Here is a 25,674-nt window from a genome sequence, read left to right as displayed (position 1 = left end):
ACATTTTTCATTTATAAACTCATTATATTGCTAAAAATTGAAAAAATAAACCATTTTAATATAATTTATTTAATAAACTATATTAAATCCGAACAATAAAAAAGACTGAAGCATATATCTTCAGTCTTTTTCTTATAATTTAGGGTGTTTATTAAACAAGAATTCAGCAATCGTCTTATCCAGACTAGGGTTTTCGTGAAGCATTGAATGTTCTGCTGAAAGTGGATCAGCTCGATATAAATAGAATTGATAACTCTTAACATATGGTTTTACCAATTTACCCATAGGTTTAACGATGTTAACCGCTTCTTCACCATCGGTACCAACATTATAAATTTCACCAGCAATATTTAATACATGCAAAGTACGGGGCAAGTTCTTAACACGTTTATCATTTGGATCATAATCATTGGCGATACTTACAAATTTATTAGCTTCTGGCGCATTTTTTTGGTGAGGGTGCTTTACCATATATTCATAAGCAATCGTTCCACCAGAAGAATGGCCTAAGAAGTTTACTGATTTGATTTTATATTTATCATGTAGATATGACATGACATTCACCATTTGATCAGCTTGTTTTTCAGGATGAGTATTATCTTGGAAAATTAGTTGAACTAATGGGTTATCTTTCTTTATTTTTTTAACATACTTCTTCATGGTAGAAACTTTACCGTCATTAGATATGTAAATACGTAATGAACGTTTGGCAATTCCATGATCATTAAATTGGTTTATGAAATCATCAGTTGAAACTGCATTACCACCATAACCAGGAATGAAAATGGTTGCGGTTCTACTTTTTTCAACTTTAACATCATTTAAGACGCGCCCTCTAAAAACCCAAAGGGTAGATGTAATAAACGCAATTGCTTCTATGAATAAGATGATTCCAATGATAATTTTTCTTTTTCTTCTGCTATGCATAAGTGCTCTTCCTTTGCTAAAGTATAACTATATGGTACATAATATATTAAATAACGCGAAAATAAAAGGAGTTAATTTAAAATGACAGATTCAATCTATGATATCACAATTATTGGCGGAGGTCCTGTTGGTATGTTTGCAGGATTATATGCCGGTTTAAGAAATGCTAAGTTTCAAATTATTGAAAGCTTATCTGAACTAGGTGGCCAAGTGAATGCGCTTTATCCAGAAAAAACTTTATTAGATATTCCAGGTCAAGCTGCCATTAAGGGGCGTGATTTAGTTAATAATTTACAAAGCCAATTAAATACAATGAATGGTGATATTAAGTTAAATGAAACTGTTACCAATGTAGTCGGTGATGAAAATATGTTTAATATTACTACCAATAAAGGTAATAGTAAATCAAAAGCAATTATTATTGCTGTCGGAAATGGTGCATTTAATCCTCGTAAACTTATGGCAGATGGTGCTAGTGATTTTGAGAATAAACAATTAGTCTATACTGCTAAAGATATCCAACAATTTAAAGATAAAGCTGTTTTAGTTGCTGGAGGTGGCGATTCAGCAATTGACCAAGCCTTAATGTTAGAAAAAACGGCTAAAAAAGTATATTTATTACATCGTCGCAATGAATTTAGGGGATTAGAACATATGGTAGATTTACTTAAAAAGTCTTCCGTTGAATTAATTACTCCATACCTAATTAAGCAATTGAAATCTGCCGATAACGACCAAGTCACAGTTATTGCTAAAAAGATGAAAACTGATGATGATTTTAAAAATATTACTGTCGATAAAATTTTAGTTAATTATGGTTTTATTTCTAACAATAAGGATATGGAATCTTGGAAGTTAGATTTAGAAAAAGATCATCATGCTACTAAGGTTAGTCCAACTTTAGAAACTAATGTTCATAATGTATATTCAGTAGGTGACCAAGCCAAATATGACGGTAAGCAAACTATTATTGCAACTGGTTTTGGTGAAGTGCCTATTGCTGTAAATGCAATTATGAATGATTTATATCCAGATAACCATACTCCAATTCATAGTACGCAGTTAACCAATAATTAATTTTTATTTTTTAGTGTTTCTCTTTTGAGAAGCACTTTTTTTATTGACATTTTTTTGTAAATGATTGACTTGTTTGGTTAATTCTTCAATTTGTAAACTTAATTTATCAATCTTATCATCAGTGGCATCACTACTGTCATGAGTGAAAAAATCAGTAATGGTAGATGTTAATAAACCAATAAAACCAACCCCACCGAACATTAGGAATACGGCGATGCATCTACCACCAGCAGTTTGTGGGGCAATGTCTCCATAACCAACGGTTGTTGCTGTTGTAATGGCCCACCATAAAGATGTTGATAAATTATAATGTTCGAAAAAGGAAAAAATTAATGCACTTAAAATTAAAATGACGATACTGACTGAAAATAGATAAATAAATCCAGTATCATATATAAACCGATGTAGTCCACCAGTAAATTTACCATCCCAGCCAAATTTCCAGAATATATTGTAATATCTTACGATTCTTATTACTCGATATAATCGAAAAATTACAAAAATAGGGTGTGCTGGGATTAAAGATATTAAATCTAAAGCAGTTTCTAAAAGAAATTGTTTCTTGTCTTTGGTCATTAAGAATCCGGTTACATAATCGATGATATAAAATATCCAGATACCATAATATATTTTACATAAAATACCATTATATATATTAATAATATTAAAATAATCAAATATGACAAGTAAAACCGATAAAATCGCTAATATAACAATAAAAATACTATACAATAATTCAATTTTTTTATTTTTAAATCTTTTCATTTTTAACGCTCACTTATTAATATAAATTTATTATAGTTATTTTAGAATAAAAATTATAAAATTCAAATAAAGAAGCGAACATTTAAGATTAAATGTTCGCTTCTTTTTTAATTATCAAGGTTTTTATTATTTTTCTTTAAATTAGAAGATCCATTAGTAAAATGCCTTAATTCTGGAGCATCAGTTTTATAAAACTGTTTAGTAGAGTGATTCTTGTTTTGATTAAAGATACTAGTAGATTTTTTACCCAATTCGGTTTCTTTGCCTTTTTCTTTTTGTAACCCATTATTATAATTATAGTCACTAGGATTTACTGGTGTAAATCCACTTGGATTGTAAAAGCGTAGTAAGTTTTGTTCATTAAGTTCATCTGAAAATGATAATTCAGTATTGACGCGTGCTTGCATCTTATTAAAAATACGACGTTGATTTGGGGATGGATGTAATAATTTACCAGTTTTATTACTGTAGATAGTACCACCAATTGAAGTATACTTAGTACTTACCCAATCACGATCTCTAAATGCTACGATTGTGTCATGCTCATTTGAGAAGAGATCAGTTCCAAATTGAACATACTTCTTAGTGTTAATTCCTAATAAGTGTAATAAAGTAGGGAGTACATCGATTTCTCCACCATAAGTATGGTCAATGTAACCACCTTTTTTACCAGGAATATTGAACATTAACGGAACTCTTTGCAACTGTGCATTGTCAAAGTCATTCCAATCATCAGGGTTCTTGCCTAATACTTTAGCTAAATTAGGGTTTTCAGAGTTAGGGATACCATAGTGATCACCATATAACATAATAATGGATTTTTTTAATAAACCGACTTTATTTAGATAATTATAAAATTCTTTAACTGACTGATCTAAATAATGAGCAGTTTTAAAGTAATTATCAATATTATTGTCTCCAGTGTTTGTGGTTTTAAAATTAGAATCTTCGTTGTCTAGTTCATAGGGAAGATGATTAGTAACGGTTATATATTTAGCATAAAAAGGTTGTTGTAATCTTTGAAGATATTTTACGGAGTCTCTAAATAATAATTTATCCTTTAGTCCATAACCTAATGATTTGTCACCAGAAGTATCATAGTAACTGGAATCGAAGAAATATTGATATCCCATGTTTTTATAAACGCTATTACGATTCCAGAAACTAGCAACGTTTCCGTGGAATACAGCACTAGAATAATTTCCTTGTTGTTTTAAAATAGCAGGAGCAGCTTGGAAAATATTATCACTACCAAATTGAGTGAATAGTGATCCTTGTGGTAAACCAAAAGTACTGGTTTCTAGCATATTTTCAGCATCTGACGTTTTTCCTTGACCAACTTGATGAAAGAAATTATTAAATGAATAAGTTGATTTATTCTTATATAAACTATTTAAGAATGGGGTAACTTCTTTACCATTGATTTTTTTGTTAATTAAGAATTGTTGAAAACTTTCTAGATGAATTACAAATACATTTCTACCCTTAGCCATTCCAAACATCTTATTATTTGGAGCAGCATAATGTTTACGAGTGTATTTTAAAACATCATCCATTTCTGACTTAGTTGCCATTGCTCGCAAATCATTATTATGTTGTTGTTTAATTGCATCATACATAGTGAATGAATCAATTCCTAAATACTTTACTATGTAAGTCCGATCAAAAGTCCTTGTTAATAGTTGAGGTCTGTCCATTTCACCAAATGATAAATTTATAGTGAATAATAGAACGGACAATGAAGTGATTGTAAATGACCTTTTAAATCCAATTGATTTTTTATCAATTTTAATGAATCTAAACAACATTAATAGTGCAACTAATAATATGTCTAACCAAAAGAAAATATCATGTGGCATAGTTAAAGCTAAAGATGATCCACTTAATCCTTGATTAACTTTAGAATAACCAGTCATGGTACTAATCGTCATAAAATCGGTAAACTCACGAAAGTATATGACGTTTAAATATAGTAATATGGTATTTAAAATATCTAGAATAATTATGACGGGATAAAACAAACGACCGGGCTTGATATACATTGCGATACCAAATAAAAAGGTAGTTGTTGCAATAGGATTCATCAATGCTACTATGAATTCAAAAGGACTATTCAATCCTAACTGAAAATCATAAAAATATGCGTATATAGTTTTTAGCCAAAAAAGAAATACTAGTAAGCTAAAAAATCCAAGCCTAGTACTTAATTTTTGACGAATATAATTTATCACTTTCAACTTTGTAACTCCTTTTATAATTCATAATAGTTCTAATCTTAACAGACAAATAATAAAATGACATTCTTTTATTTAATAAAAACCTTAGTATACACTATATATAGATTTTAATATTTTAATATTCTATATATAGTTGAAATTTATAAAAATTGTTGTAAAATAAAAGTTAAATTAATAGGGGAGGTTTATTTAGATAATGCAAGCAAAAAAGAAACTTGATATTCAGTTGAATGACGGTAAAATTATTGAATTTATGCCTGACATGATTCATAATGCTCTGTTATCTTTAACGAATAATCAAGAAATTGTTTATCGAACTGAACGTTTGATCTTAGTTCAATTAGCCTCCTACAATTTAATAAAATTGCATGAATTAAGAATGATTATTTATCGAACTTTAGATCAATTAAGATATCATAAAATTGCCTCTAAGTATTATCATGAGGAATTAAGTTAGTATATTAATAAAAAAAATGTTTCCTAATTTAGGAAACATTTTTTATTTATAAACATTTTAGAGAATTTTAATCGTTGATATGACCATAACCAACAACGTTCCACCAAGGAGCCTTGATGCTTTCTTTAATAACACCACGGTTTTGTGCATCAATCATTTTACCGTGACCAATGTACATACCTACATGATAAATGCTTGATGTTGAACCACCAATAAATACTAAGTCACCTTTTTGTAAGTTATCACGTGAAACCTTAGTTGAAGCATTGTATTGAGCTTGAGCAGTTCGTGGCAATCTAACACCTAGAGAGTTTTTATAAACATAGCTTGTAAAACCTGAACAATCAAATGCATTAGCTCCAGTTGCACCATATATGTATGGACTACCTAATTTTGATTTAGCAACTGTATAAATTTGTTGAAAATTATCATTTGCATCTGCATGTACATTATTTTGACTAATTGCTGATCCCATAAACAATAATGAAGTGAACGCAATCATGGTCATCGCTAATTTTGTAAAATATTTTTTCATCTCTAAAATGTCCTCCTCATTTATTTCTACTTATAATAATAGTAAAAGAATATTGCAAAAGTGTAACAAAGCAGTTTCATTCCTATTAAATCATTCAATTATTAGTGTAATAAAGTAGTTTTTGTTGTTTAATATTAGTTGTGATATAAAAATTAATGAAACAAACTTAAAATTATGCTAAATTAATAAATAGTTTCATAATTACAGTATTGCAATGAAAGGAAAACACAATGGATAATAATTTTAAGCGTTTGTTCCCAAAAGCCTTAGATTTAGACCAATTAATTTTTAAAATAGGTGAAGTTAGTAAAATGTTAAATGTGTCTGCTCGACAATTAAGATATTGGGAACAAAGAGGATACATTCAATCTATACGTAATAGTTCTTATTCATCACGTGTTTTTGATATGAAAAATTTCATGTGTGTTAATCTGATTAAATATTATTTAGACAAAGGATTTACTTTAGCTGTTGCACATGAATCAGCTAAAAAAAATCTAGACAATATGAAATTTATAAGAAAATTTATGACATACTCATTTCAGGGAATTGAAAATGTTGATAATCAGCCTGCTATTAATTTGGGATATTTTGATCAAGAAGAAAAAACAGTGTTATACGGATTTATTGATGAAGAGAATAATATTAGTTACAAAGTAATAAAACATGAGTAAATTTTGAGGAGAAATAGTTAAATGAAAACTTTTAAGTGGATTATGGGGATAGTAATTATTCTAATTATTGGTTTCTTTGGATTTAAGGTATCTAAAGCTGTATACAATAATATGGAGCAAAATCAAGCAGCTAAGGATAATCAAAATCAAATTTTAGAAACCCAGAAAAAGGAGATTGAAGCAAAACATAAGTTTGCTGTAAGTATTGCTAATCCTTCAATTGAAGTATATAAAAAAAATCATCAGGTATTGCCAAGTATCGTGGTTGCTCAAGCAATTCAAGAATCTAACTGGGGAACTTCTGAATTATACAAAAAAGCTAACAATATTTTTGGCATTAAAGGTAAGTATAATGGTAAATTTATTAGATACTATACTGATGAATATGTAAGTAATGATACTCCAACTAAAAAGGGTGAAAAAGTTGTGCGTGAGGGCTCACAAAAAAAAGTATCAGTTCCAGCAACATTTAGAAAATATCCAAGTATTAAAGAAGCTGTTGAAAACCATGATCGTGTAATTGCACTCAATTTTATTAAAAAGAAGAATATTACTAGTTATGTTGATCAGGCCAATATGCTACAGAAAAATAATTATGCCACTGATCCTACCTATGCAAAATCATTAATAAAATTAATTCGTCAATACAATCTAGAAAAATATGATAATGAAGCAATCAATAATTAATAAATTGTTATGCCATTTTTAAATAAATTAATATATAATATATTTATATTATATTAAGTAAAGGAGACCTTAGTTGTTATCGATATTAGGTAAGTTGTATGGCCCATTTTTTGATGGGAGTAATTGGATTAATGTCCTAACATCTGAAGATGCATGGATTGTTATTCTTTCATTAGTTTTAATAGAATGTTTATTGTCAGTTGATAATGCAGTTGTGCTAGCTGCTCAAACACAAGTTTTACCAGATAAAAAAGAGCAAGAAGAATCTTTATTTTATGGTATCTGGGGATCTTATATTTTCCGTTTTATAATTATTGGATTAGGTACATTCTTAATTCATTTATGGGAAATTAAAATTTTAGGTGGCTTGTATTTATTTTATTTGGCTTATAAACATTTCTTTGGTCGCGAAAAGCCAAAGAAAAAACTATCCAATAAAGCTAAGCCCGGTAGTCGAAAACAATTTTGGATGACAGTTGCACAAATTGAATTTATGGATATTGTTTTTTCTGTGGATTCGGTATTAGCTGCACTTGCTATTTCACCCAATCCAGTTGTTGTACTAATTGGTGGTTTGATCGGTATTTTATGTATGCGAGGAATTGCTGAAGTAATTATGATAGTTATGAAGAAAATTCCTGAGCTTAAATCAATGGCTTACTTTTTAATTGCAGTTATTGCATTGAAATTAGTAATATCAATTCCAGCAATTGATATTGAGATTCCACCTGTGTACTTTGGATTAATTGTGTTGTGTACTTTTGCTGTTACAATTATTATCCATTTTGTTCGTCGTAAGATAAAAAAATAGGAGCGATATATATTTCAACCGAAATTACTAGAAATAATATTAAACAAGAAACTGATAATAAGATAACGGTTATTGATTTTTGGGCTCCTTGGTGTGGTCCATGTAAGATAATGAATCCAGTTATGAATCAAATGGAGGAACAATTTGCTGATAACATTCACTTTGGAAAAATGAATGTTGATGGCAATGAAGATATTGCCAAACAGTATAAAGTAATGAGTCTGCCTAGCATTGTTTTGTTTAAAAATGGTAAGGCTGTTGAAAAAGTAACTGGAATTTACTCAACTAAACAAATGGCACATTACTTAAAGCGTAAATTAGCAGAGATTTAGTTTCTTATTGACTTTTAAAATATAAGATGTTACTATTTGTTTAATCGGATATTAATAAAACAGTTATTCCAAATTTAAGTAACAATTTAACTGAGCGTCAGGAAGTCGACGGTTGCTGCGAGTCGATCAGGTTAAATTTGATGAAATACGTTGGATAGTGTCTACCCAAGAACGGATTTAGAACCGTTATTTCTAGAGAGTGAGGAATTTTATTATTGTAGATTCCTAATTTGGGTGGTACCACGGTAAAATAAAAAATTAATTCGTCCCTGTTGTTTTAAACAACAGGGACTTTTTTTATAGAAAGAAGAGGTATTAGTTATGATTAAAAATAATTGTGGAGGTAATCCTCGATATATAAACGCTATTTAATTACATAATTTACTGAATAAAAAAATAAGGGAGCGTTTATCATGGAAAATGAAAAACCAAAAGTTAATGTTTTAGAAGGCATTATAGTTTTGCTAATTATGATTGTTATGATGTCATTTGGAGTTATCGGATTGGGAATTTCTCCAGAGCTACCCATATTAGTAAGTATTTTGTTATTAGTATTTTGGGCAAAGTTCAGAGGATTTTCATGGGATGACATTGATGAAGGATTTGTCGTAGGAGTTAAAAATGGAATCGTTCCATTATTTATCTTCATTCTAATCGGAAGTTTAATTGCAGTGTGGATTGCATCTGGCGTTATTCCTAGCTTGATGGTCTTTGGCTTTCATTTAATTAATGTTAATTGGTTTTTACCATCAATTTTTCTAGTTTGTGCTTTAGTAGGAACTGCAATTGGGAGTGCCTTTACAGTAATTTCCACATTAGGAATTGCCTTTATGGGAATTGGAATTACCATGGGAATGAATCCAGCAATGATTGCCGGAGCTGTTATTTCTGGAGCTGTTTTTGGAGACAAATCTTCACCATTATCTGCGACGGTCAATTTAGCTTCTGCAGTTGCCGGAGCAGATTTAATTGATCATATTAAAAATTTAATGTGGTCTACAATTCCTGCAATGGTTGGTTCATTTATTATTTTTGTATTTTTGAATCATAGTAGCGGATCCGCTAATTTAGGGAATGTTAGCAAAACTGTTGCAACTTTAAATACCCATTTCAACATTACATTTTGGGCTGTGATTCCAATTGCATTACTTCTAATTTGTGCATGGAGTCATATTCCAACCATTCCAACATTATTTATTAATATTGTGATATCCTCAATCTTACTTTTTATTGAACATCCACATTTTGGCATCATTAAATTAAATGATTTAATTCTAAATGGTTTTGTATCTAAGACTGGTAATAAATCAGTGGACACTTTACTTTCACGTGGTGGAATTAGTTCAATGATGGGAACAATATCTTTAATTATGATTGCTTTAGCATTTGGTGGTTTATTAATGCATCTTGGCATTATTGATGCAGTAATTACGCCTTTAGCTAAGCGTCTAAACACAGATGCTAAACTAATTGTTACTGTGATTTTGACAGCTATTGGTGTTAACATCTTTGTTGGTGAACAATTCTTGTCAGAAATTTTACCAGCTAATGCATTCAAAGGGGTCTTTAAAAAGGCAGGATTAGCTCCTGTCGCATTAAGTAGAGCCTTAGAAGATGGTGGAACCGTAATTAATTACTTAGTACCATGGGGAGTTGCCGGAGCATTTATATCAGCAACTTTAAATGTGCCAGCAAGTCATTTTGCACCATTTGTCTTTTTAAGTATTCTTTCACCAGTATTTTCTATTTTAAGTGCAGTGACTGGTATTGGAATTAAACATATAAAAACAACTAAATAACAGGTGAAAAGGATAGTTAAATCAAAAACTATCCTTTTTATGTTTCATTTTATTTTATCTGCAACTTAATATAAAAAAAATCTTTATGTGTATAAAAATAAGTGTTGATAGATGAATGTTGTTAAATCAACTTTTTGTGAATTAATCATTCATTAACATTACAATCATATTAATAATGTTTCTATATCATATATTTTGTAATTTTATCGATATCTTGTCGTAATGTTTAACCTATAGAATAATTTCTCGTTGCTCAATTTTGAGTAAACAAATTTTCATTAAATATTTTTATAGGAGTGTTTGAATCATTACAGAAAGAAACCGTTACTTTTTTTACCTTTTTATCGCGATGCTAGCAATAGTATCAATTTCTATTTATCGTAAAGCTACAGATAGTATTGCTGATACTACAACTAATTCTGTAGTTACTGTTAAATCTGGTGATACTTTAGAAAATCTATCAGATAAATATAACGTATTTGTTTCTATATTGAAGAATACAAATGGTAAGTATAATAATCAATTATTAGCTGGAGATCATTTGCTATTACTAAATAGAAATAGTAAAGATTCTTATCCAAAAAATAAGAAAACTTCCATTGATAATAAGCAAAAAAAGGCTCAGAATCAAAAATTGGATTCACAAGCTGATGTTGAAAAGCGATGGAATCAAGCTAATGCTGATGCAAAAGCCTGGATTTCTTTTCATGAATCAACTGATTCGTATACAGCCCAAAATGGACAATATTATGGTAGGTATCAATTAGACAAAAATTATTTGAATGGCAATTACTCACCTGAAAATCAAGAGCAGGTAGCTAACCAATATGTATCAGACCGATATGGTTCTTGGATTAATGCAAAAGCCCATTGGATTTCTAATAATTGGTATTAACGAAAAACATGTAGATTTTCTACATGTTTTTTTATTATATATTTATACTTGTAAAACTAGCATTCCCATTATTACAAGTATAATTGTGAATGTAGTTTCAAAAAGTTACATAATTAAAACATTGTTACATGAAATCCTTATTTTTTAACGTTTTTGAAACTTGTATGTAAAAAAATAATTGTACTATGTTGTCAGTTGATTGACGAAGGTTAAGAAACAACAATTGAAAACAAAACGTATTTAAGATTTCTTACAGGAGTGATTTTATTTTTAAATCAAACAATATCAAATCAATTTTATTTGCAACTGTTGCCGCTGCTGGATTATTCATTGCAGGGGGCACTGCCGCTAATGCGGATCAAAACACAAATTCTAATTCACAACAAACACAAACAGTTACTGTTAAATCTGGTGATTCATTATGGGCTTTAGCTCAAAAACATAATGTTTCATTAGATGCTTTGAAACAAGCTAATCAAAATGTTTCAAATAATACTATTTATGTTGGAGAAAAATTAGTATTACCAGGTACTACTCAAGTAACAAGTACTAGTGATAATGTGCAAGTACAACCACAACAAGCACAATCTTCACAACAAACTAATAACCAGACTCAATCAACTAATAGTTCTACTAATACTTCTAGCAGTTCTAACTCTGCTAAAGATTGGATTGCATCTCATGAATCAAGTGGTTCATATGGAGCTTCCAATGGACAATATTATGGTAAATACCAAATATCTAAAGCTTCATTAAATGGTGACTATTCTGCAGCTAATCAAGAAAGAACAGCTGATCAATATGTTAACTCACGTTATGGTTCATGGGACAATGCTAAATCTTTCTGGCAACAAAATGGTTGGTATTAATTAGAAATATCAATTAAAAAAATGCATCGATTAATTTCGATGCATTTTTTCTATATTATAAGACTTCTAAAACTGTATAATTTTTTTATTTTGTTGTATTTTTTCAAAAATCAACCTTTATTTATAAAAAATTAATTAATATTTTATATTTTTAAGTGATTCTAGTTAATTTTAAAAAGTTGATTTGATAACGTTTTTATCAAATAATATGTCTTTATATTACATAAGTAAGACATTATTACGAAAAAAGCGATTATTTTAATTTTGATGAGAAGTCTATGTAATGATTAGCATGTACTATATGAAACAGTTAATCAATAGCGATTAACACTTTGGAAAATTATCGAATTACAAGATATAGATTTTATAGGAGTGAATTATTATTATTAAGTTAAACAATATTAAGTCAATGTTAGTTGTAACTGCAGCTGCTGCAGGTTTATTTATCGCAAGTGCTGGTTCTGCAAATGCTGATCAGACTACAAATTCTAATGCAGATCAAGCAAAAATTACTGTTAAATCTGGTGATACTCTATGGAGCTTAGCTCAACAACATAACATTTCATTAGATTCATTAGAACAAGCAAACAATAAAACATCTGATTTTATGATTTATGTTGGTGAACAATTAGTATTGCCTGGTAATGCTACCAACACAAGTAGTCAACAAACTACTACTCAATCACAATCAGTACAAGCAAATAAAACTCAAGCTCAACCAGCTCAACAAACACAATCAGCAACTACTCAAGATACATCTGCTTCAACTGGCAGTAACTCAGCTAAGGAATGGATTGCTAATAGGGAATCAAGTGGTTCATATGGTGCATCAAATGGTCAATACTATGGTCGTTACCAATTAGATAAGAGTTACTTAAATGGTGACTATTCAGCAGCTAACCAAGAAAGAGTTGCTAATCAATACGTTACTTCACGTTATGGTTCATGGGAAAATGCTCAATCATTCTGGCAACAAAATGGTTGGTACTAAGATTTAATCTTAACAATTAACTATAATTACTCATTTGATAAAAAAGATATGGAGTTTTTATCCATGTCTTTTTTTGTGCCTTGTAAATCTTAAAATTTGTGATATTATTATAAATAATAAATACGAAAGACCTTTTAATAGTTGACCAGAGAGTCACCAAGGGTTATAAATATGGTAAATAAGTGGATACTTCTAGACCATCCTTGGGACTTTCTGAATTTTCAGAAAGTCTTTTTTATTTCAATTAAGTTACTCCAGAGAGGGTACATTGGATTTAAGAAACAATATCAGTCCATCTAAAGCACCCTGCTCTGTATAGTAAGGTGCTTTTTTATAATTTTTGAGAGGATTTGTAATGAATTTAGACAGCAACTTTTTAAATATCAACGATTTATCAAATGATGAAATCAAACTAATGATTTTATTGGCACATGAATTTAGAAAAGGTAAGCAGATTAATTTTAAAAGACCATTATATGTGGCTAATTTATTTTTTGAGAATAGTACCAGAACACATACATCATTTGAAATGGCGCAACGTAAATTAAGAATGCAAACCTTCAATATTAATCCGCAAACCAGTTCAATGCAAAAGGGTGAATCTTTATCAGATACTATTAAAACGCTGCAAGCAATTGGAATGAACTGCTTAGTGATTAGACATAAAACTACCGGTTGGTATCAGGAATTAACTAAGGATCCTAACATCAACGTTTCATTAGTCAATGCTGGTGACGGTAGTGGTCAACATCCCTCACAAAGTTTACTAGATTTAGTAACTATTGATGATGAATTTCATAAATTTACTGGATTGCACATTGGGATTATCGGTGATTTAGCACATTCGAGAGTTGCTAGATCTGATGCAGAAATTTTACAAAGATTAGGTGCAAACATATATTTTGCCGGACCTAAAGAATGGTATCCAAAATATTTTGATAAATTTGGCACCTATGTAACTATTGATGAAATTATCGAGAAATTAGATGTTGTAATGGTGTTAAGAGTACAACTAGAAAGATTGAATCAAGAGTTAGTCTCATCATTTACCGCTCCTGACTACTTTAAAAAGTATGGATTGACTACTAAAAGAGCATCAAGAATGAAATCCAATGCAATTATTATGCATCCTGCACCAGTCAATCGTGATGTGGAAATTGCTTCAAAATTAGTGGAATCATCAAAATCTAGAATTTTTCAGCAAATGCATAATGGAGTTTACGCAAGAATGGCAATTCTAACAACCGTATTGGACAAATATTTAGGAGATAATAACGATGAAAATTTTAATTAAGCATGCGCTTTTAAAAAATAATTTAGTTGATATTTTGCTAGAACATGGCATTATTAATGCAATTGAACCGGAAATTATTGAAGATGATGCTAGAATCTTTGATGCCAAATATCATACTATTTTGCCAGGATTAGTTGATGTACATGTCCACTTTAGAGATCCGGGTTTAACTTATAAAGAAACTATTGAAAAGGGCAGTATGGCAGCTGCACATGGTGGCTTTACTAGTGTATTTGCAATGCCTAATGTAAAGCCAGTTGTTGATAATCCTGAGATTTTAAAAGGCCAGATTGAAAATAATAAAAATAAAAGTTTAGTTCATATTTATCAATTTGCTGCCATCTCGAGTAATTTAATTTCATACAAAACAACTAACATTGAAGAGATGGCTGATTTAGGGGCAATTGGATTTACAAATGATGGACATGGAGTTCAAGATGCTGAAACGATGTATCAAGCTATGCTTCAAGCAAAAGTAGTTAATAAGCCCATTTCTGCTCATGTTGAAGATGATAGTTTAATCAATGGTGGTGTGATGAATGCAGGATCAGCTGCTAAGAAATTAGGCTTACCAGGGATGAACTCATTATCAGAGACTAGTCAGTTAGCACGAGACTTAGTTTTAGCTAAAGCCTCAGGAGTTCACTATCATGTTGCCCATATTTCAACTAAAGAATCAGTAAATTTACTAAGAATGGCCAAGAAAGAAGGTGTTAATGTAACTGCTGAAGTTTCACCACATCACTTATTATTAGATGACGAGATGATTGAGATGAATAATCCAATGATGAAAATGAACCCACCGCTTAGAACCCTATCTGATCGTAAAGCCTTAATTGGTGGATTACTAGATGGCACTATCGATATGATAGCGACTGATCATGCTCCGCATAGTGAAAAAGAAAAATCAGGATCAATGTTAACTGCTTCGTTTGGCATTGTTGGCTTAGAGACTGCTTTTAGTCTAATTTATACGCATTTTGTAAAAAGTGGTTTAGTTAATATGCAAACTTTAATAAATTGGATGAGTAAAAATCCAGCTCAACAATTTAATATTGATGCCGGTGAAATTAAGGTTGGTGCACCAGCAAATTTAACAATTATGAACTTAGATGATCCATATAGGATTGATGTAAATACATTTTTATCCAAAGGTAAGAATTCACCATTCATTGGTGAAAAAGTTTATGGTAAGACGATGGCAACATTTGTTGACGGTAAACTGGCTTATGAAAGTGGAGGTAATGAATAATGAAACGATATTTAGTACTAAAAAATGGATCTATCTATAAAGGTAATGGTTTTGGTTCTAAAAAAATAGTTCATGGGGAATTAGTTTTTTCTACTGGGATGACCGGATATCAAGAAAGTATGACTGATGCTAGTTATTACGGGCAAATGTTGGTATTTACTTATCCATTAATTGGTAACTATGGAATTAACCGTGACGATATGGAAAGTTTACATCCAACAGTAAATGCAATTATTGTTAAAGAAACTGCTCGATTAACTGGAAACTGGCGAAGTCAGATGACCTTAACTCGTTATGCTGAAATAGAAGATTTACCAGGTATTTCATGCATTGACACCAGAGCATTATCTAAGGAATTAAGATCGCAAGGGTCGATGGAAGCTGTTGTTGTAGATAGTTTAGATGAAAAAGTTATTCATGAAGCTTTTGAAAGACCATTAGCAATATCGTCTGCTCAAATGGCATCGACGAATAGTATTTATCAAGCACCCAATAGTGGATTAAGAGTAGCGATGCTAGATTTTGGCCTAAAGGATTCTATTTTAAGAGCTTTAGCTAAACGGAATGTTAATGTGATTGTTTTTCCTTCTGATACTAGCGCTGAAGAAATTATGAAAATTAATCCAGATGGTTTATTACTATCAAATGGTCCGGGCGATCCATTAAATATTTCATATGCTTTACCAACAATCAAAAAATTAGAAGCAAAATTGCCAGTTTTAGGTATTTGTATGGGACATCAATTATTTGCTTTAGCCAACGGAGCGAAAACATACAAAATGAAATTTGGTCATCGTGGATTTAATCATTCTGTAAAAGATAAAAATCAAACTAGAACTAACTTCACTTCGCAAAATCATGGTTATGCAGTTGAAGAAGCATCATTAAAAAATACTGATTTAGAAGTTACACAACGAGAAATTAATGATGGAACGGTTGAAGGTCTTAAATTAAAAAATTGTCCGGCTTTTTCAGTACAATATCATCCTGATGCTTCGCCTGGACCTCATGATGCTGAATATGTATTTGATGAATTTATTGATGCAATGAAGGTTAATCAGAAAGCGGGGAATAAATAATGCCAAAGCGTACAGATATTAAAAAGATTTTAGTTATTGGATCAGGTCCAATTGTGATTGGTCAAGCAGCAGAATTTGATTATTCTGGTTCACAAGCCTGCCTTTCATTGAAAGAAGAGGGTTATCAAGTAATCTTGATCAATTCTAATCCAGCGACCATTATGACTGACACGGAAATTGCTGATAAGGTTTTTATTGAACCAATAACCGTTGACTTCGTTAGCAAAATTATCCGCCAGGAATTGCCAGATGCCATTCTACCAACTTTAGGAGGCCAAACCGGTTTAAATATGGCTAAAGAATTAGCTGATTCAGGAATCTTAAAAGAATTTCATGTTGAACTATTAGGTACTAAATTAGATTCAATTGAAGAAGCTGAAGATCGTGAGCGATTTAAAGAACTAATGCTTCAAATTTCGGAACCAGTTCCAGAATCAAAAACGGTAAATAATATTGATGAAGCGGTCGAATTTGCTAACAAAATTGGTTTCCCACTTGTAATCAGACCTGCTTATACTTTAGGAGGTACTGGTGGAGGATTTGCATATAATTTAGACGAATTTAAAGAAATTGCTCATAATGGATTAAGATTATCACCAATTAATCAGATTTTAGTTGAACGTTCTATTATGGGATATAAAGAAATTGAAATGGAAGTTATGCGTGATCATAAAGATAATGCCATGATTGTTTGTTCAATGGAAAATGTGGATCCAGTTGGTATTCATACAGGAGATTCAATTGTGACTTCGCCTGTGCAAACCCTATCTGATCGTGAATATGAAATGATGCGTGATGCCGCATTAAAAATAATTAGGAACTTACATATTGAAGGTGGATGTAATGTTCAAATGGCTTTAAGTAAAGAAAGCATGCAATATTACATTATTGAAGTTAATCCTAGAGTATCTCGTTCATCTGCATTAGCTTCTAAGGCTACTGGCTATCCAATTGCTAAATTAGCGGCAAAAATTGCAGTTGGCTTAAATCTAGATGAAATTAATAATCCTATTACGCAAACTACATTAGCCCAATTTGAACCAGCTTTGGATTATGTTGTCACCAAAATTCCACGTTGGCCATTTGATAAATTTACTAGTGCAGACAATCATTTAGGTACGCAAATGAAGGCGACTGGTGAAGTTATGGCAATTGGTAGAACTTTTGAAGAATCATTATTAAAAGCCATTCGCTCACTAGAAATTGGTAAAAATAATGAAGATTATCAAGATACTACAACGAAAGATTTAATAAATAATCTCATGCCAGCTACTGATAATCGAATTTTTGAAATTGCAGAATTAATTCGCCGTAATGTAACTATTGAAGAAATATCTAGAATAACAAAGATTAATATTTTCTTCTTAGATAAAATTAAACATATTATTGAAATTGAAAATTCATTGAAAACTGATCATTCAATTGAACTATTAGAAATTGCTAAACAATATGGCTTTAATGATGAAGAAATTGCTCAATTATGGCATCAAAATAGTGATGAGATTCGTGATTTAAGAAAACAAAATGACATTACGCCAGTTTATAAGATGGTAGATACTTCTGCTGGTGAATTCGAATCGCATACGCCTTATTATTATTCTACTTATGAACAAGAAAATGAATCCATTAAAACTAGTAAACCATCAGTATTAGTTTTAGGTTCAGGTCCTATTCGAATTGGACAAGGTGTAGAATTCGATTACGCGACTGTTCATGGTGTTCAAACCATTCAACAAATGGGTTATGAAGCCATTATTATGAATTCGAATCCTGAAACAGTATCTACTGATTTTTCCATTTCAGATAAATTATACTTTGAACCATTAACCTTGGAAGATGTTTTAAATGTAGTGGATTTAGAACAGCCAGAAGGAGTGATTTTACAATTCGGTGGGCAAACGGCTATTAACTTGGCTGAAGCACTTCATAAAAGGGGTGTAAAAATATTAGGAACGACTGTTGATAATATTAATCGTGCCGAAGATCGCCACCAATTTGATGAAATTATTAAAAAAATAAATCTACCTCAACCAAAAGGTGATACAGCGACTGATACAACCGAAGCTTTAAAAATTGCTAATAAAATTGGTTATCCAGTTATGATTAGACCATCGTATGTTTTAGGTGGCAAAGCAATGGAGATTGTAAATAGTGATGATGAATTAAATCACTACATGCACAATGCAGTTAAGGTATCTAATGATCATCCTGTATTAATTGATTCTTATCTTTTAGGGTCAGAAGCAGAAGTTGATGTTATCTCTGATGGAGACACCATAGTAATTCCTGGCATTTTGGAACATATTGAAAGAGCCGGAATCCATTCTGGAGATTCGATGGGTGTTTATCCACCACAACAAATGCATAGAAGTGTACAAGAACAAATTGAAGGAGATGCGATTCATTTAGCTAAAGCTTTAGATACTAAGGGGTTAATGAATGTACAATTTGTTATTAAAGATGGGAAAGCATATGTAATTGAAGTTAATCCGCGAGCCTCAAGAACGATACCATTTATGTCTAAAGTTACTAAAGTACCAATGACTCAATTAGCAACTAAAATTATGTTGAATCATAAGCTTGCAGATTTGGGGTATCAAACTGGATTAGTGGAGCAAGCTAAAAGAATTAGTGTTAAATCACCAGTCTTTAGCTTCTCCAAATTACCAATGGTAGATAATACTCTAGGACCAGAAATGAAATCCACTGGTGAAGCGATGGGCTCAGATAAGAGCTTTTCTAAGGCATTATATAAATCTTTTATCGCTTCAGGTATACAAATACCTAATACTGGGACGGTTTTATTTACGGTTTGTGATAAAGATAAAGCAACAGCTGTGAACTTAGCAAAACGTTTCCGTCATCTTGGTTTTCAAATTGAAGCCACTAAAAATACCCAAGAATATTTTGAAAAGTATGATTTAAAAACTAAATGTGTCGGTAAAGTAGCTAACGATGATGTGATTAACCCAGTAACTGAGCTATACAAACACCATGTACAACTTGTTGTGAATACAATTGATAATTCCAACACTACTTTTGATGATGAAGCTAAAATTAGAGGCGCTGCAATTGAAAGTTCAGTGCCATTATTTACCGCTTTAGATACGGTTTCATCATTGCTAACGGTCCTTGAAGCTCAAGCATTTGATGTAACCGCATTATAATATAGGAGGAATATTTCATATGACTGTTAATTTAGCATCTAAAATTCAAAAGTTTCAATTTAAAAATCTTTTCTTAAATGCATCTGGTGTCCATTGTCAAAGTAAGGAAGAATTGGATGATTTAAGGCATGATCAGTTTTCAGGAGGACTAGTTACTAAGAGTGCAACTCCTAATAGTCGTTTTGGAAATCCGTTACCTCGTTATCATTCACTACCGGCAGGATCGATTAATTCCATGGGATTACCAAATGAGGGATTCGAATTCTATTTAGACTATGTAACGCATGCAAAAATGCAAAAACCTATGATTTTGTCAGTGGCAGGGATGTCCAAAGATGAAGATTTAGACTTACTACATCAAATCCAAAATTCTGATTATCAAGGATTAACAGAATTAAACCTTTCTTGTCCTAATGTTATCGGGAAACCACAAATGGCATATGATTTTGCAGGGTCTGATCAAATGTTAAAAGAAATTTTTGCTTTCTTTAAAAAGCCATTAGGCATTAAATTACCACCATACTTTGACTTAGTTCACTTTGATAGGATTGCTGAAATCTTGAATCAATATCCGTTAAGTCATGTGAATACTATTAATTCCATTGGTAATGGAATGTGGGTTGATATTGAAAGTGAAATGACGGTATTAAAACCCAAAGGAGGCTTTGGTGGAGTCGGTGGTTCCATTGCATTACCCACTGCACTAGCTAATGTTCGAGCATTGCGCCAGCGATTAAATTCATCAATTGATATTATTGGTACTGGTGGCGTTACTAGTGGTAGGGATGCTTTTGCTCACATCTTGTGTGGTGCAAATATGGTATCGATTGGAACACAGTTATATGAAGAAGGACTTGGATCCTTTCGACGAATTAATAAAGAATTAAGTGAAATAATGGAACGTAAGGGTTATCATTCATTAGATGATTTTAGAGGTAAATTAAAAATAATGTAAACATTTTAAAAACAAAAAAGAGCTTAACAATAATAATTGTTAAGCTACTTTTGCTTTAATTATTTAGTCAATACTATCAACCAATACGTAGTTAACTTTGCGTAAAGCCATTAAATCTTTACCACCAGCATATGAAATAGCTGATTGTAAATCTTCTTGCATTTCTGTTAAAGTATCTTCCATTTTTCCGCGATATGGAATTAATAGTTGACGACCTTCAACATTGTGACGAGCACCTTTTTGTTTGGCTGATGCAGATCCCCAGTATTGTTTGAATTTTTTACCATCTTTTTCAACAATTTCACCAGGCGATTCCAAATGACCAGCAAACATTGATCCAACCATAATCATGGAAGCACCAAATTTAATTGATTTAGCTAAATCACCATTAGTTCTAATACCACCATCAGCAATCATGGGCTTAGTGGCTACTTTTGAACACCATTTAAGTGCTGATAATTGCCAACCACCAGTACCAAAACCAGTTTTGTATTTAGTAATACATGCTTTTCCAGGCCCAATACCAATTTTAGTAGCGTCTGCACCAGCTCGTTCAATTTCACGAACAGCATCGGGAGTACCTAAGTTTCCTACGATTAAGAAAGCTTTAGGTAAATTAGCTTTAATGTAGTGAATCATTTTGATAACGAAATCTGAATACCCATGAGCGACATCAATTGTAATATACTCAGGAGTCTCATTAGCATCTTTTAGTTCATCAATGAATTTATATTCCGAAGCTTTAATACCAACACTAATTGAAGCAAATAGCTTTTTTGCATGCATATTTTTAACAAAAGTTAAACGTTCTGCTGGTTGAAAACGGTGCATTACATAGAAATAATCATTACTTGCTAACCAAGTTGCCAAATTTTCATCAATGACGGTTTCCATATTGGCAGGAACTACTGGTAACTTAAAAGTATGAGGACCAAATTTAATGGTGGTGTCAGCTTCTTTCCGACTTTTAATAATACATTTTTCAGGCAATAGTTGAACATTATTATAATCAAAAGTTTGCATAATTGTTTACCTCACTTCTTCAGCTTCATTTTCTTCCCAGACATTTTTTAAAATGTTTGTGGACTCACGATCAGGGCCAACGGCAAAAGTACATAGGTTAACGCTGACTAGTTCTGCAACTCGTTTTAAATAATTTTTAGCATTTTCAGGTAGTTCATCAACTGTTTTACATTGCGTAATGTCTTCATCCCATCCCGGCATTTCTTCATAGATAGGTTTACATTTATCTAAGATATCTAAATTAGCAGGATAATAATTTAAAACTTTGCCTTCATATTCATAGGCAGTACATACAGGAACAGTTTTAAATCCAGATAATACATCTAAACAATTCAATGAAAGGTGAGTAAAGCCAGAAATTCTAGCAGCATGTTTTAACACCACTGTATCTAACCAACCAATTCTACGGGGTCTTTTAGTAACCACTCCATATTCATGAGCAACATCTCTGATATGGTCACCTTTTTCATCAAAAAGTTCAGTAGGGAAAGGACCTTCTCCAACACGTGAAGTATATGCTTTACATACTCCAACAACTGAATCAATTCGACTAGGTCCAATTCCAGTTCCAATAGCTGCATTTCCAGCAATTGGATTCGATGATGTAACGAATGGGTAAGTACCTTGGTCAATGTCTAGCATTGAACCTTGCGCACCTTCAAATAAAACTTTTTTACCTTGATCTAAATATTCATTGATTAACAATGAAATATCACAAACATAAGGCTTAATTTTTTGTCCCATTGCATAATATTCGTTAAAAATTTCATTAAAATCAAAAGGTTCTAAATCATACATTTTGTCTAAAATATTATTTTTGATGTCTAGGGCTTGATGTAATTTTCTTGCAAAGGTTTCCTTATTAATTAGGTCAGCTATGCGAATACCAATTCGCTCTAACTTATCCATGTAAGCAGGACCAATTCCTTTATGGGTAGTGCCTAACTTAACTTTTTTAGCTTTTTCTTGTAATTTATCAAATAAAATATGATATGGCATGATGACTTGAGCTCTGGAAGATATTCTTAAGCCCTCATAACTCAAACCGTTTTCTTTTAAATAGTTCATTTCTTGAAGCAATGTTTTTGGATTAACGACTACGCCATTCCCAATCACACTTAGTTTGTCAGAGTAGAAGATTCCAGATGGAATAAGCCGACAGTGAAATTTTTTACCATCGATTACGATGGTGTGTCCGGCATTGTCACCACCAGAATATCTAACAATCATGTTAGCATCTTGACTTAAAAAGTCAGTGATTTTTCCCTTTCCTTCGTCTCCCCATTGACTACCTACGATTACGATTGATGACATAAAGTCCACCTCAAATTTTTAAGTATAGTTAGTTTTATAGTTTATAATTTAACTAGAGTATTAAATAACACTCCAAGAAAGAATTTTAACAGTTTATAAAAATAAATCAAGAACTATATTACAAAAATAGTATAAAATATTTCGTCTTTTGTATATTACTGATTAATTTATAAATTAAAAAATGAAATATAATATGAAAAGACGAACAATATATGCTAAAATAAGCATGTTAAATGATTTTTATTAAGGAGTTGGCATTAATGATTGGTCGTTATACAAGAGAAAAAATGGGCTCAGTTTGGTCTAAACATAATCAGTATGCTTCATGGTTAGAAGTAGAAATTGCTGTTGATGAAGCATGGGCTAAATTAGGCGAGGTTCCAGAGGACGATGTAAAAAAGATTCGTGAGAATGCTGCATTTGATGAAAAAGAAATTGCTAAAATTGAGGCAGTTACTCATCATGATGTAGTTGCATTTACACGTGATGTTTCAAAGTCATTAGGACCTGAAAAGAAATGGATTCATTTTGGAATGACCAGTACTGATGTAGTAGATACTGCTCAAGGATATCGATTAAAGCAAGCCAATGCGATTTTAAAACAAGATATTGAAGAATTGACAAACACGATTGCTAAAAAGGCAATTGAATATAAAGATACTGTAATGATGGGGCGTACTCATGGAGTACAAGCCGAACCAACTACCTTTGGGTTAAAGGTTGCCCGTTGGTATTCAGAAATGAAACGTAACATGAAGCGTTTTGAAATGGCTGCAAAAGAAGTGGAAGCAGGTAAGATATCTGGAGCTGTTGGAACCTTTGCAAATGTTGATCCATTTGTTGAAAAGTATGTATGTAATAAGTTAGGAATTCGAGCTCAAGAAATTACTAGTCAAATCTTACCGCGTGATTTACATGCTGACTATATTGCATGCTTGGGCTTGATTGCTACTAGTCTTGAAGAATTTGCAACTGAGATTCGTAGTTTGCAAAGATCTGAAATTCATGAAGTTGAAGAACACTTTGCTAAGGGTCAAAAAGGCTCTTCTGCAATGCCACATAAAAGAAATCCAATTGGTTCTGAAAACATTTGTGGATTGGCCAGAGTCGTTCGTGGACATATCATGACTGCATATGAAGATATTCCTTTGTGGCATGAAAGAGATATTTCACATTCATCTGCTGAACGTATTATTTTACCAGATACTACCATCTTATTAGATTATATGTTGCACCGTTTTAATAAAATTGTTGCAAATCTAGATGTTTTCCCAGAAAGAATGAAGAAAAATCTAAATGCTACGAATGGATTGATTTATTCACAAAGAGTAATGTTGAAATTAATTGATGCGGGAATGTCTAGAGAACAAGCTTATGATTTAGTGCAGCCATTGACTGCTATTTCATGGGATGAAGATAAGCAATTTAAACCCTTAGTTGAAAATAATGAAAAAATTAGGGAAAAGTTGTCTAATGTTGAAATTGAAGATGCATTTGATTATCATTATCATATTCGTCGTGTTGAGAATATTTTTAAACGTATTGGATTAATATAATATAAAAATGCTTAGAATTATTATTCTAAGCATTTTTAATTACATATAAGTATGAATAAATTCTTTAACTTTTTCTTTATAAGTGATAGGGTCACTCCAAAAACTTTCTTCATGACCGGCATTTGGGACAATCCATAGTTGCTTAGGGCCCTTAGAAGCATTGTAGTTAATGCATGACATATAAGATGGAACATAAATATCACTACCACCATGAATGAACAATGTAGGCAAAGTGTTTTTCTTTAATGCATCGGTACAAGAAGCATTGTGCAAGCGATACCCAACGCGATGCCAATTGATAGCACTAACTAATGGTTCAAATGGATAAGCAGGCAAATGGAATCTCTCTTTTAATAGGTAGTTAAACTCATCACCAACATTTGTATAACCACAATCTGCGATCATCGCTTTGACTTGCTTTGGTAGTTTTTCACCACTAAGCATAGTTACAATTCCAGCTCCCATACTAATGCCAAACATTAATATTTCAGCATCTAAACCAACTTTATATAAAACCATATTAATCCAACGCTTATAATCAACACGATCGTTCCATCCATAGCTAACATATTTACCGTCACTATCACCATGTGCTCGATCATCAGGTGCTAAAACATTAAAACCTAGCTCATGATATAGCTTTACAAAGTTAGCCATCGTTTCACGATTACAACCAACACCATGAGCCATGATAATTGTTTTTTTTGTGTTTTTCTTAGCAGGAATGTAAGATGCTACCATCTTCTCACCGGTTTCTTCTTCATGCAAAATCCATTCGTCTTTAGGAATAGCATGAAACCAATCTACATATCGATAATATTCATAGGCAAATTTTAATTGATTAGTTTGAGGAACTGGTTCAGCATCTTTACGACTCATCCCTAATTTGAATAAATATTCACTGAAAGTAAAAACACCAATGCCAACAGTTGCAGATAACATTCCAATTGCAGTTGCAGTTTTTTTAAAACTCATCAT

The 25,674-nt window shown here is 31.6% G+C and carries 23 protein-coding genes; 16 read left to right on the top strand and 7 right to left on the bottom strand.

Features of this window, described 5'->3' with window-relative positions; all coding sequences use genetic code 11:
• Positions 1 to 132 precede the first annotated feature (132 nt).
• Positions 133 to 927, bottom strand: a complete 795-nt coding sequence (locus tag C7N44_RS03850) for an alpha/beta hydrolase (RefSeq protein WP_105956579.1) — start codon at positions 925 to 927, stop codon at positions 133 to 135.
• A gap of 81 nt (positions 928 to 1,008) precedes the next feature.
• Here C7N44_RS03850 and C7N44_RS03845 point away from each other — a divergent pair, with 81 nt between their 5' ends.
• A complete protein-coding gene (locus C7N44_RS03845; RefSeq protein ID WP_105956578.1) occupies positions 1,009 to 2,004 on the top strand; it encodes an NAD(P)/FAD-dependent oxidoreductase in 996 nt (331 codons plus the stop codon).
• 3 nt (positions 2,005 to 2,007) lie between these two features.
• Here C7N44_RS03845 and C7N44_RS03840 read toward each other — a convergent pair whose 3' ends face one another.
• Together C7N44_RS03840 and C7N44_RS03835 are read right to left on the bottom strand one after the other, a co-directional pair.
• Positions 2,008 to 2,769 carry a potassium channel family protein gene (locus tag C7N44_RS03840; RefSeq protein ID WP_105956577.1) on the bottom strand — a complete coding sequence of 254 codons (762 nt, stop codon included), beginning with the start codon at positions 2,767 to 2,769 and terminating at the stop codon, positions 2,008 to 2,010.
• Between the two features lie 107 nt (positions 2,770 to 2,876).
• Positions 2,877 to 4,997, bottom strand: coding sequence for an LTA synthase family protein (locus C7N44_RS03835; RefSeq protein ID WP_191983096.1), 2,121 nt, complete (start codon positions 4,995 to 4,997; stop codon positions 2,877 to 2,879).
• Between the two features lie 205 nt (positions 4,998 to 5,202).
• Here C7N44_RS03835 and C7N44_RS03830 point away from each other — a divergent pair, with 205 nt between their 5' ends.
• Complete coding sequence (locus tag C7N44_RS03830) at positions 5,203 to 5,463, top strand: hypothetical protein (RefSeq protein ID WP_105956575.1); 261 nt, start codon at positions 5,203 to 5,205, stop codon at positions 5,461 to 5,463.
• Between the two features lie 67 nt (positions 5,464 to 5,530).
• Here C7N44_RS03830 and C7N44_RS03825 read toward each other — a convergent pair whose 3' ends face one another.
• A complete protein-coding gene (locus C7N44_RS03825; RefSeq protein WP_105956574.1) occupies positions 5,531 to 5,998 on the bottom strand; it encodes a C40 family peptidase in 468 nt (155 codons plus the stop codon).
• Positions 5,999 to 6,228: 230 nt separating this feature from the next.
• On the opposite strand from C7N44_RS03825, the gene C7N44_RS03820 reads away from it, so the two are divergent.
• The 13 genes from C7N44_RS03820 (at position 6,229) to C7N44_RS03760 (ending at position 20,803) form a co-directional block, all read left to right on the top strand.
• Complete coding sequence (locus C7N44_RS03820; RefSeq protein ID WP_105956573.1) at positions 6,229 to 6,672, top strand: MerR family transcriptional regulator; 444 nt, start codon at positions 6,229 to 6,231, stop codon at positions 6,670 to 6,672.
• Between the two features lie 21 nt (positions 6,673 to 6,693).
• A complete protein-coding gene (locus C7N44_RS03815; RefSeq protein WP_105956572.1) occupies positions 6,694 to 7,359 on the top strand; it encodes a glycoside hydrolase family 73 protein in 666 nt (221 codons plus the stop codon).
• A gap of 73 nt (positions 7,360 to 7,432) precedes the next feature.
• Positions 7,433 to 8,170, top strand: coding sequence for a TerC family protein (locus tag C7N44_RS03810; RefSeq protein WP_105956571.1), 738 nt, complete (start codon positions 7,433 to 7,435; stop codon positions 8,168 to 8,170).
• A gap of 11 nt (positions 8,171 to 8,181) precedes the next feature.
• On the top strand, positions 8,182 to 8,502 hold the full coding sequence (trxA, locus tag C7N44_RS03805) for a thioredoxin (protein WP_105956570.1): 321 nt from the start codon (positions 8,182 to 8,184) through the stop codon (positions 8,500 to 8,502).
• Positions 8,503 to 8,915: 413 nt separating this feature from the next.
• Complete coding sequence (gene nhaC, locus C7N44_RS03800) at positions 8,916 to 10,301, top strand: Na+/H+ antiporter NhaC (protein ID WP_105956569.1); 1,386 nt, start codon at positions 8,916 to 8,918, stop codon at positions 10,299 to 10,301.
• A gap of 349 nt (positions 10,302 to 10,650) precedes the next feature.
• Positions 10,651 to 11,196, top strand: a complete 546-nt coding sequence (locus C7N44_RS03795; protein ID WP_105956568.1) for an aggregation-promoting factor C-terminal-like domain-containing protein — start codon at positions 10,651 to 10,653, stop codon at positions 11,194 to 11,196.
• A gap of 245 nt (positions 11,197 to 11,441) precedes the next feature.
• On the top strand, positions 11,442 to 12,065 hold the full coding sequence (apf, locus tag C7N44_RS03790; RefSeq protein ID WP_318530502.1) for an aggregation-promoting factor: 624 nt from the start codon (positions 11,442 to 11,444) through the stop codon (positions 12,063 to 12,065).
• A 409-nt stretch (positions 12,066 to 12,474) separates the two neighbouring features.
• Entirely contained in the window at positions 12,475 to 13,056 is a 582-nt protein-coding gene (apf, locus tag C7N44_RS03785) for an aggregation-promoting factor (protein ID WP_105956566.1), read from the top strand.
• Between the two features lie 355 nt (positions 13,057 to 13,411).
• Positions 13,412 to 14,350: an aspartate carbamoyltransferase catalytic subunit gene (locus C7N44_RS03780; protein ID WP_105956565.1), complete on the top strand. Its 939-nt coding sequence runs from the start codon at positions 13,412 to 13,414 to the stop codon at positions 14,348 to 14,350.
• Positions 14,334 to 15,602, top strand: coding sequence for a dihydroorotase (locus C7N44_RS03775; RefSeq protein WP_105956564.1), 1,269 nt, complete (start codon positions 14,334 to 14,336; stop codon positions 15,600 to 15,602). Before C7N44_RS03780 ends, C7N44_RS03775 begins: the two co-directional genes overlap by 17 nt.
• The gene (locus C7N44_RS03770) at positions 15,599 to 16,681 is read left to right on the top strand and encodes a carbamoyl phosphate synthase small subunit (protein WP_105956563.1); all 1,083 of its coding nucleotides are present in this window, start codon (positions 15,599 to 15,601) and stop codon (positions 16,679 to 16,681) included. Before C7N44_RS03775 ends, C7N44_RS03770 begins: the two co-directional genes overlap by 4 nt.
• Positions 16,681 to 19,848: a carbamoyl-phosphate synthase large subunit gene (gene carB / locus C7N44_RS03765; protein ID WP_105956562.1), complete on the top strand. Its 3,168-nt coding sequence runs from the start codon at positions 16,681 to 16,683 to the stop codon at positions 19,846 to 19,848. Before C7N44_RS03770 ends, carB begins: the two co-directional genes overlap by 1 nt.
• 19 nt (positions 19,849 to 19,867) lie before the next feature.
• A complete protein-coding gene (locus tag C7N44_RS03760; RefSeq protein WP_105956561.1) occupies positions 19,868 to 20,803 on the top strand; it encodes a dihydroorotate oxidase in 936 nt (311 codons plus the stop codon).
• A gap of 63 nt (positions 20,804 to 20,866) precedes the next feature.
• Here C7N44_RS03760 and C7N44_RS03755 read toward each other — a convergent pair whose 3' ends face one another.
• On the bottom strand, positions 20,867 to 21,826 hold the full coding sequence (locus tag C7N44_RS03755; protein WP_105956560.1) for a GMP reductase: 960 nt from the start codon (positions 21,824 to 21,826) through the stop codon (positions 20,867 to 20,869).
• Positions 21,827 to 21,832: 6 nt separating this feature from the next.
• A complete protein-coding gene (locus C7N44_RS03750) occupies positions 21,833 to 23,140 on the bottom strand; it encodes an adenylosuccinate synthase (RefSeq protein WP_105956559.1) in 1,308 nt (435 codons plus the stop codon).
• A gap of 260 nt (positions 23,141 to 23,400) precedes the next feature.
• Between C7N44_RS03750 and purB the strand changes: the two genes are divergently transcribed.
• Complete coding sequence (gene purB / locus C7N44_RS03745) at positions 23,401 to 24,696, top strand: adenylosuccinate lyase (RefSeq protein ID WP_105956558.1); 1,296 nt, start codon at positions 23,401 to 23,403, stop codon at positions 24,694 to 24,696.
• A gap of 39 nt (positions 24,697 to 24,735) precedes the next feature.
• Here the strand turns inward: purB and C7N44_RS03740 are convergent, their stop codons facing one another.
• Positions 24,736 to 25,671 carry an alpha/beta hydrolase gene (locus tag C7N44_RS03740; RefSeq protein ID WP_225362935.1) on the bottom strand — a complete coding sequence of 312 codons (936 nt, stop codon included), beginning with the start codon at positions 25,669 to 25,671 and terminating at the stop codon, positions 24,736 to 24,738.
• Between the last annotated feature and the right edge of the window lie 3 nt (positions 25,672 to 25,674).

The sequence above is a fragment of the Apilactobacillus quenuiae genome, from assembly GCF_002994005.1.
GTDB lineage: Bacteria > Bacillota > Bacilli > Lactobacillales > Lactobacillaceae > Apilactobacillus > Apilactobacillus quenuiae.
This window is presented reverse-complemented; position numbering and strand designations above follow the sequence as displayed.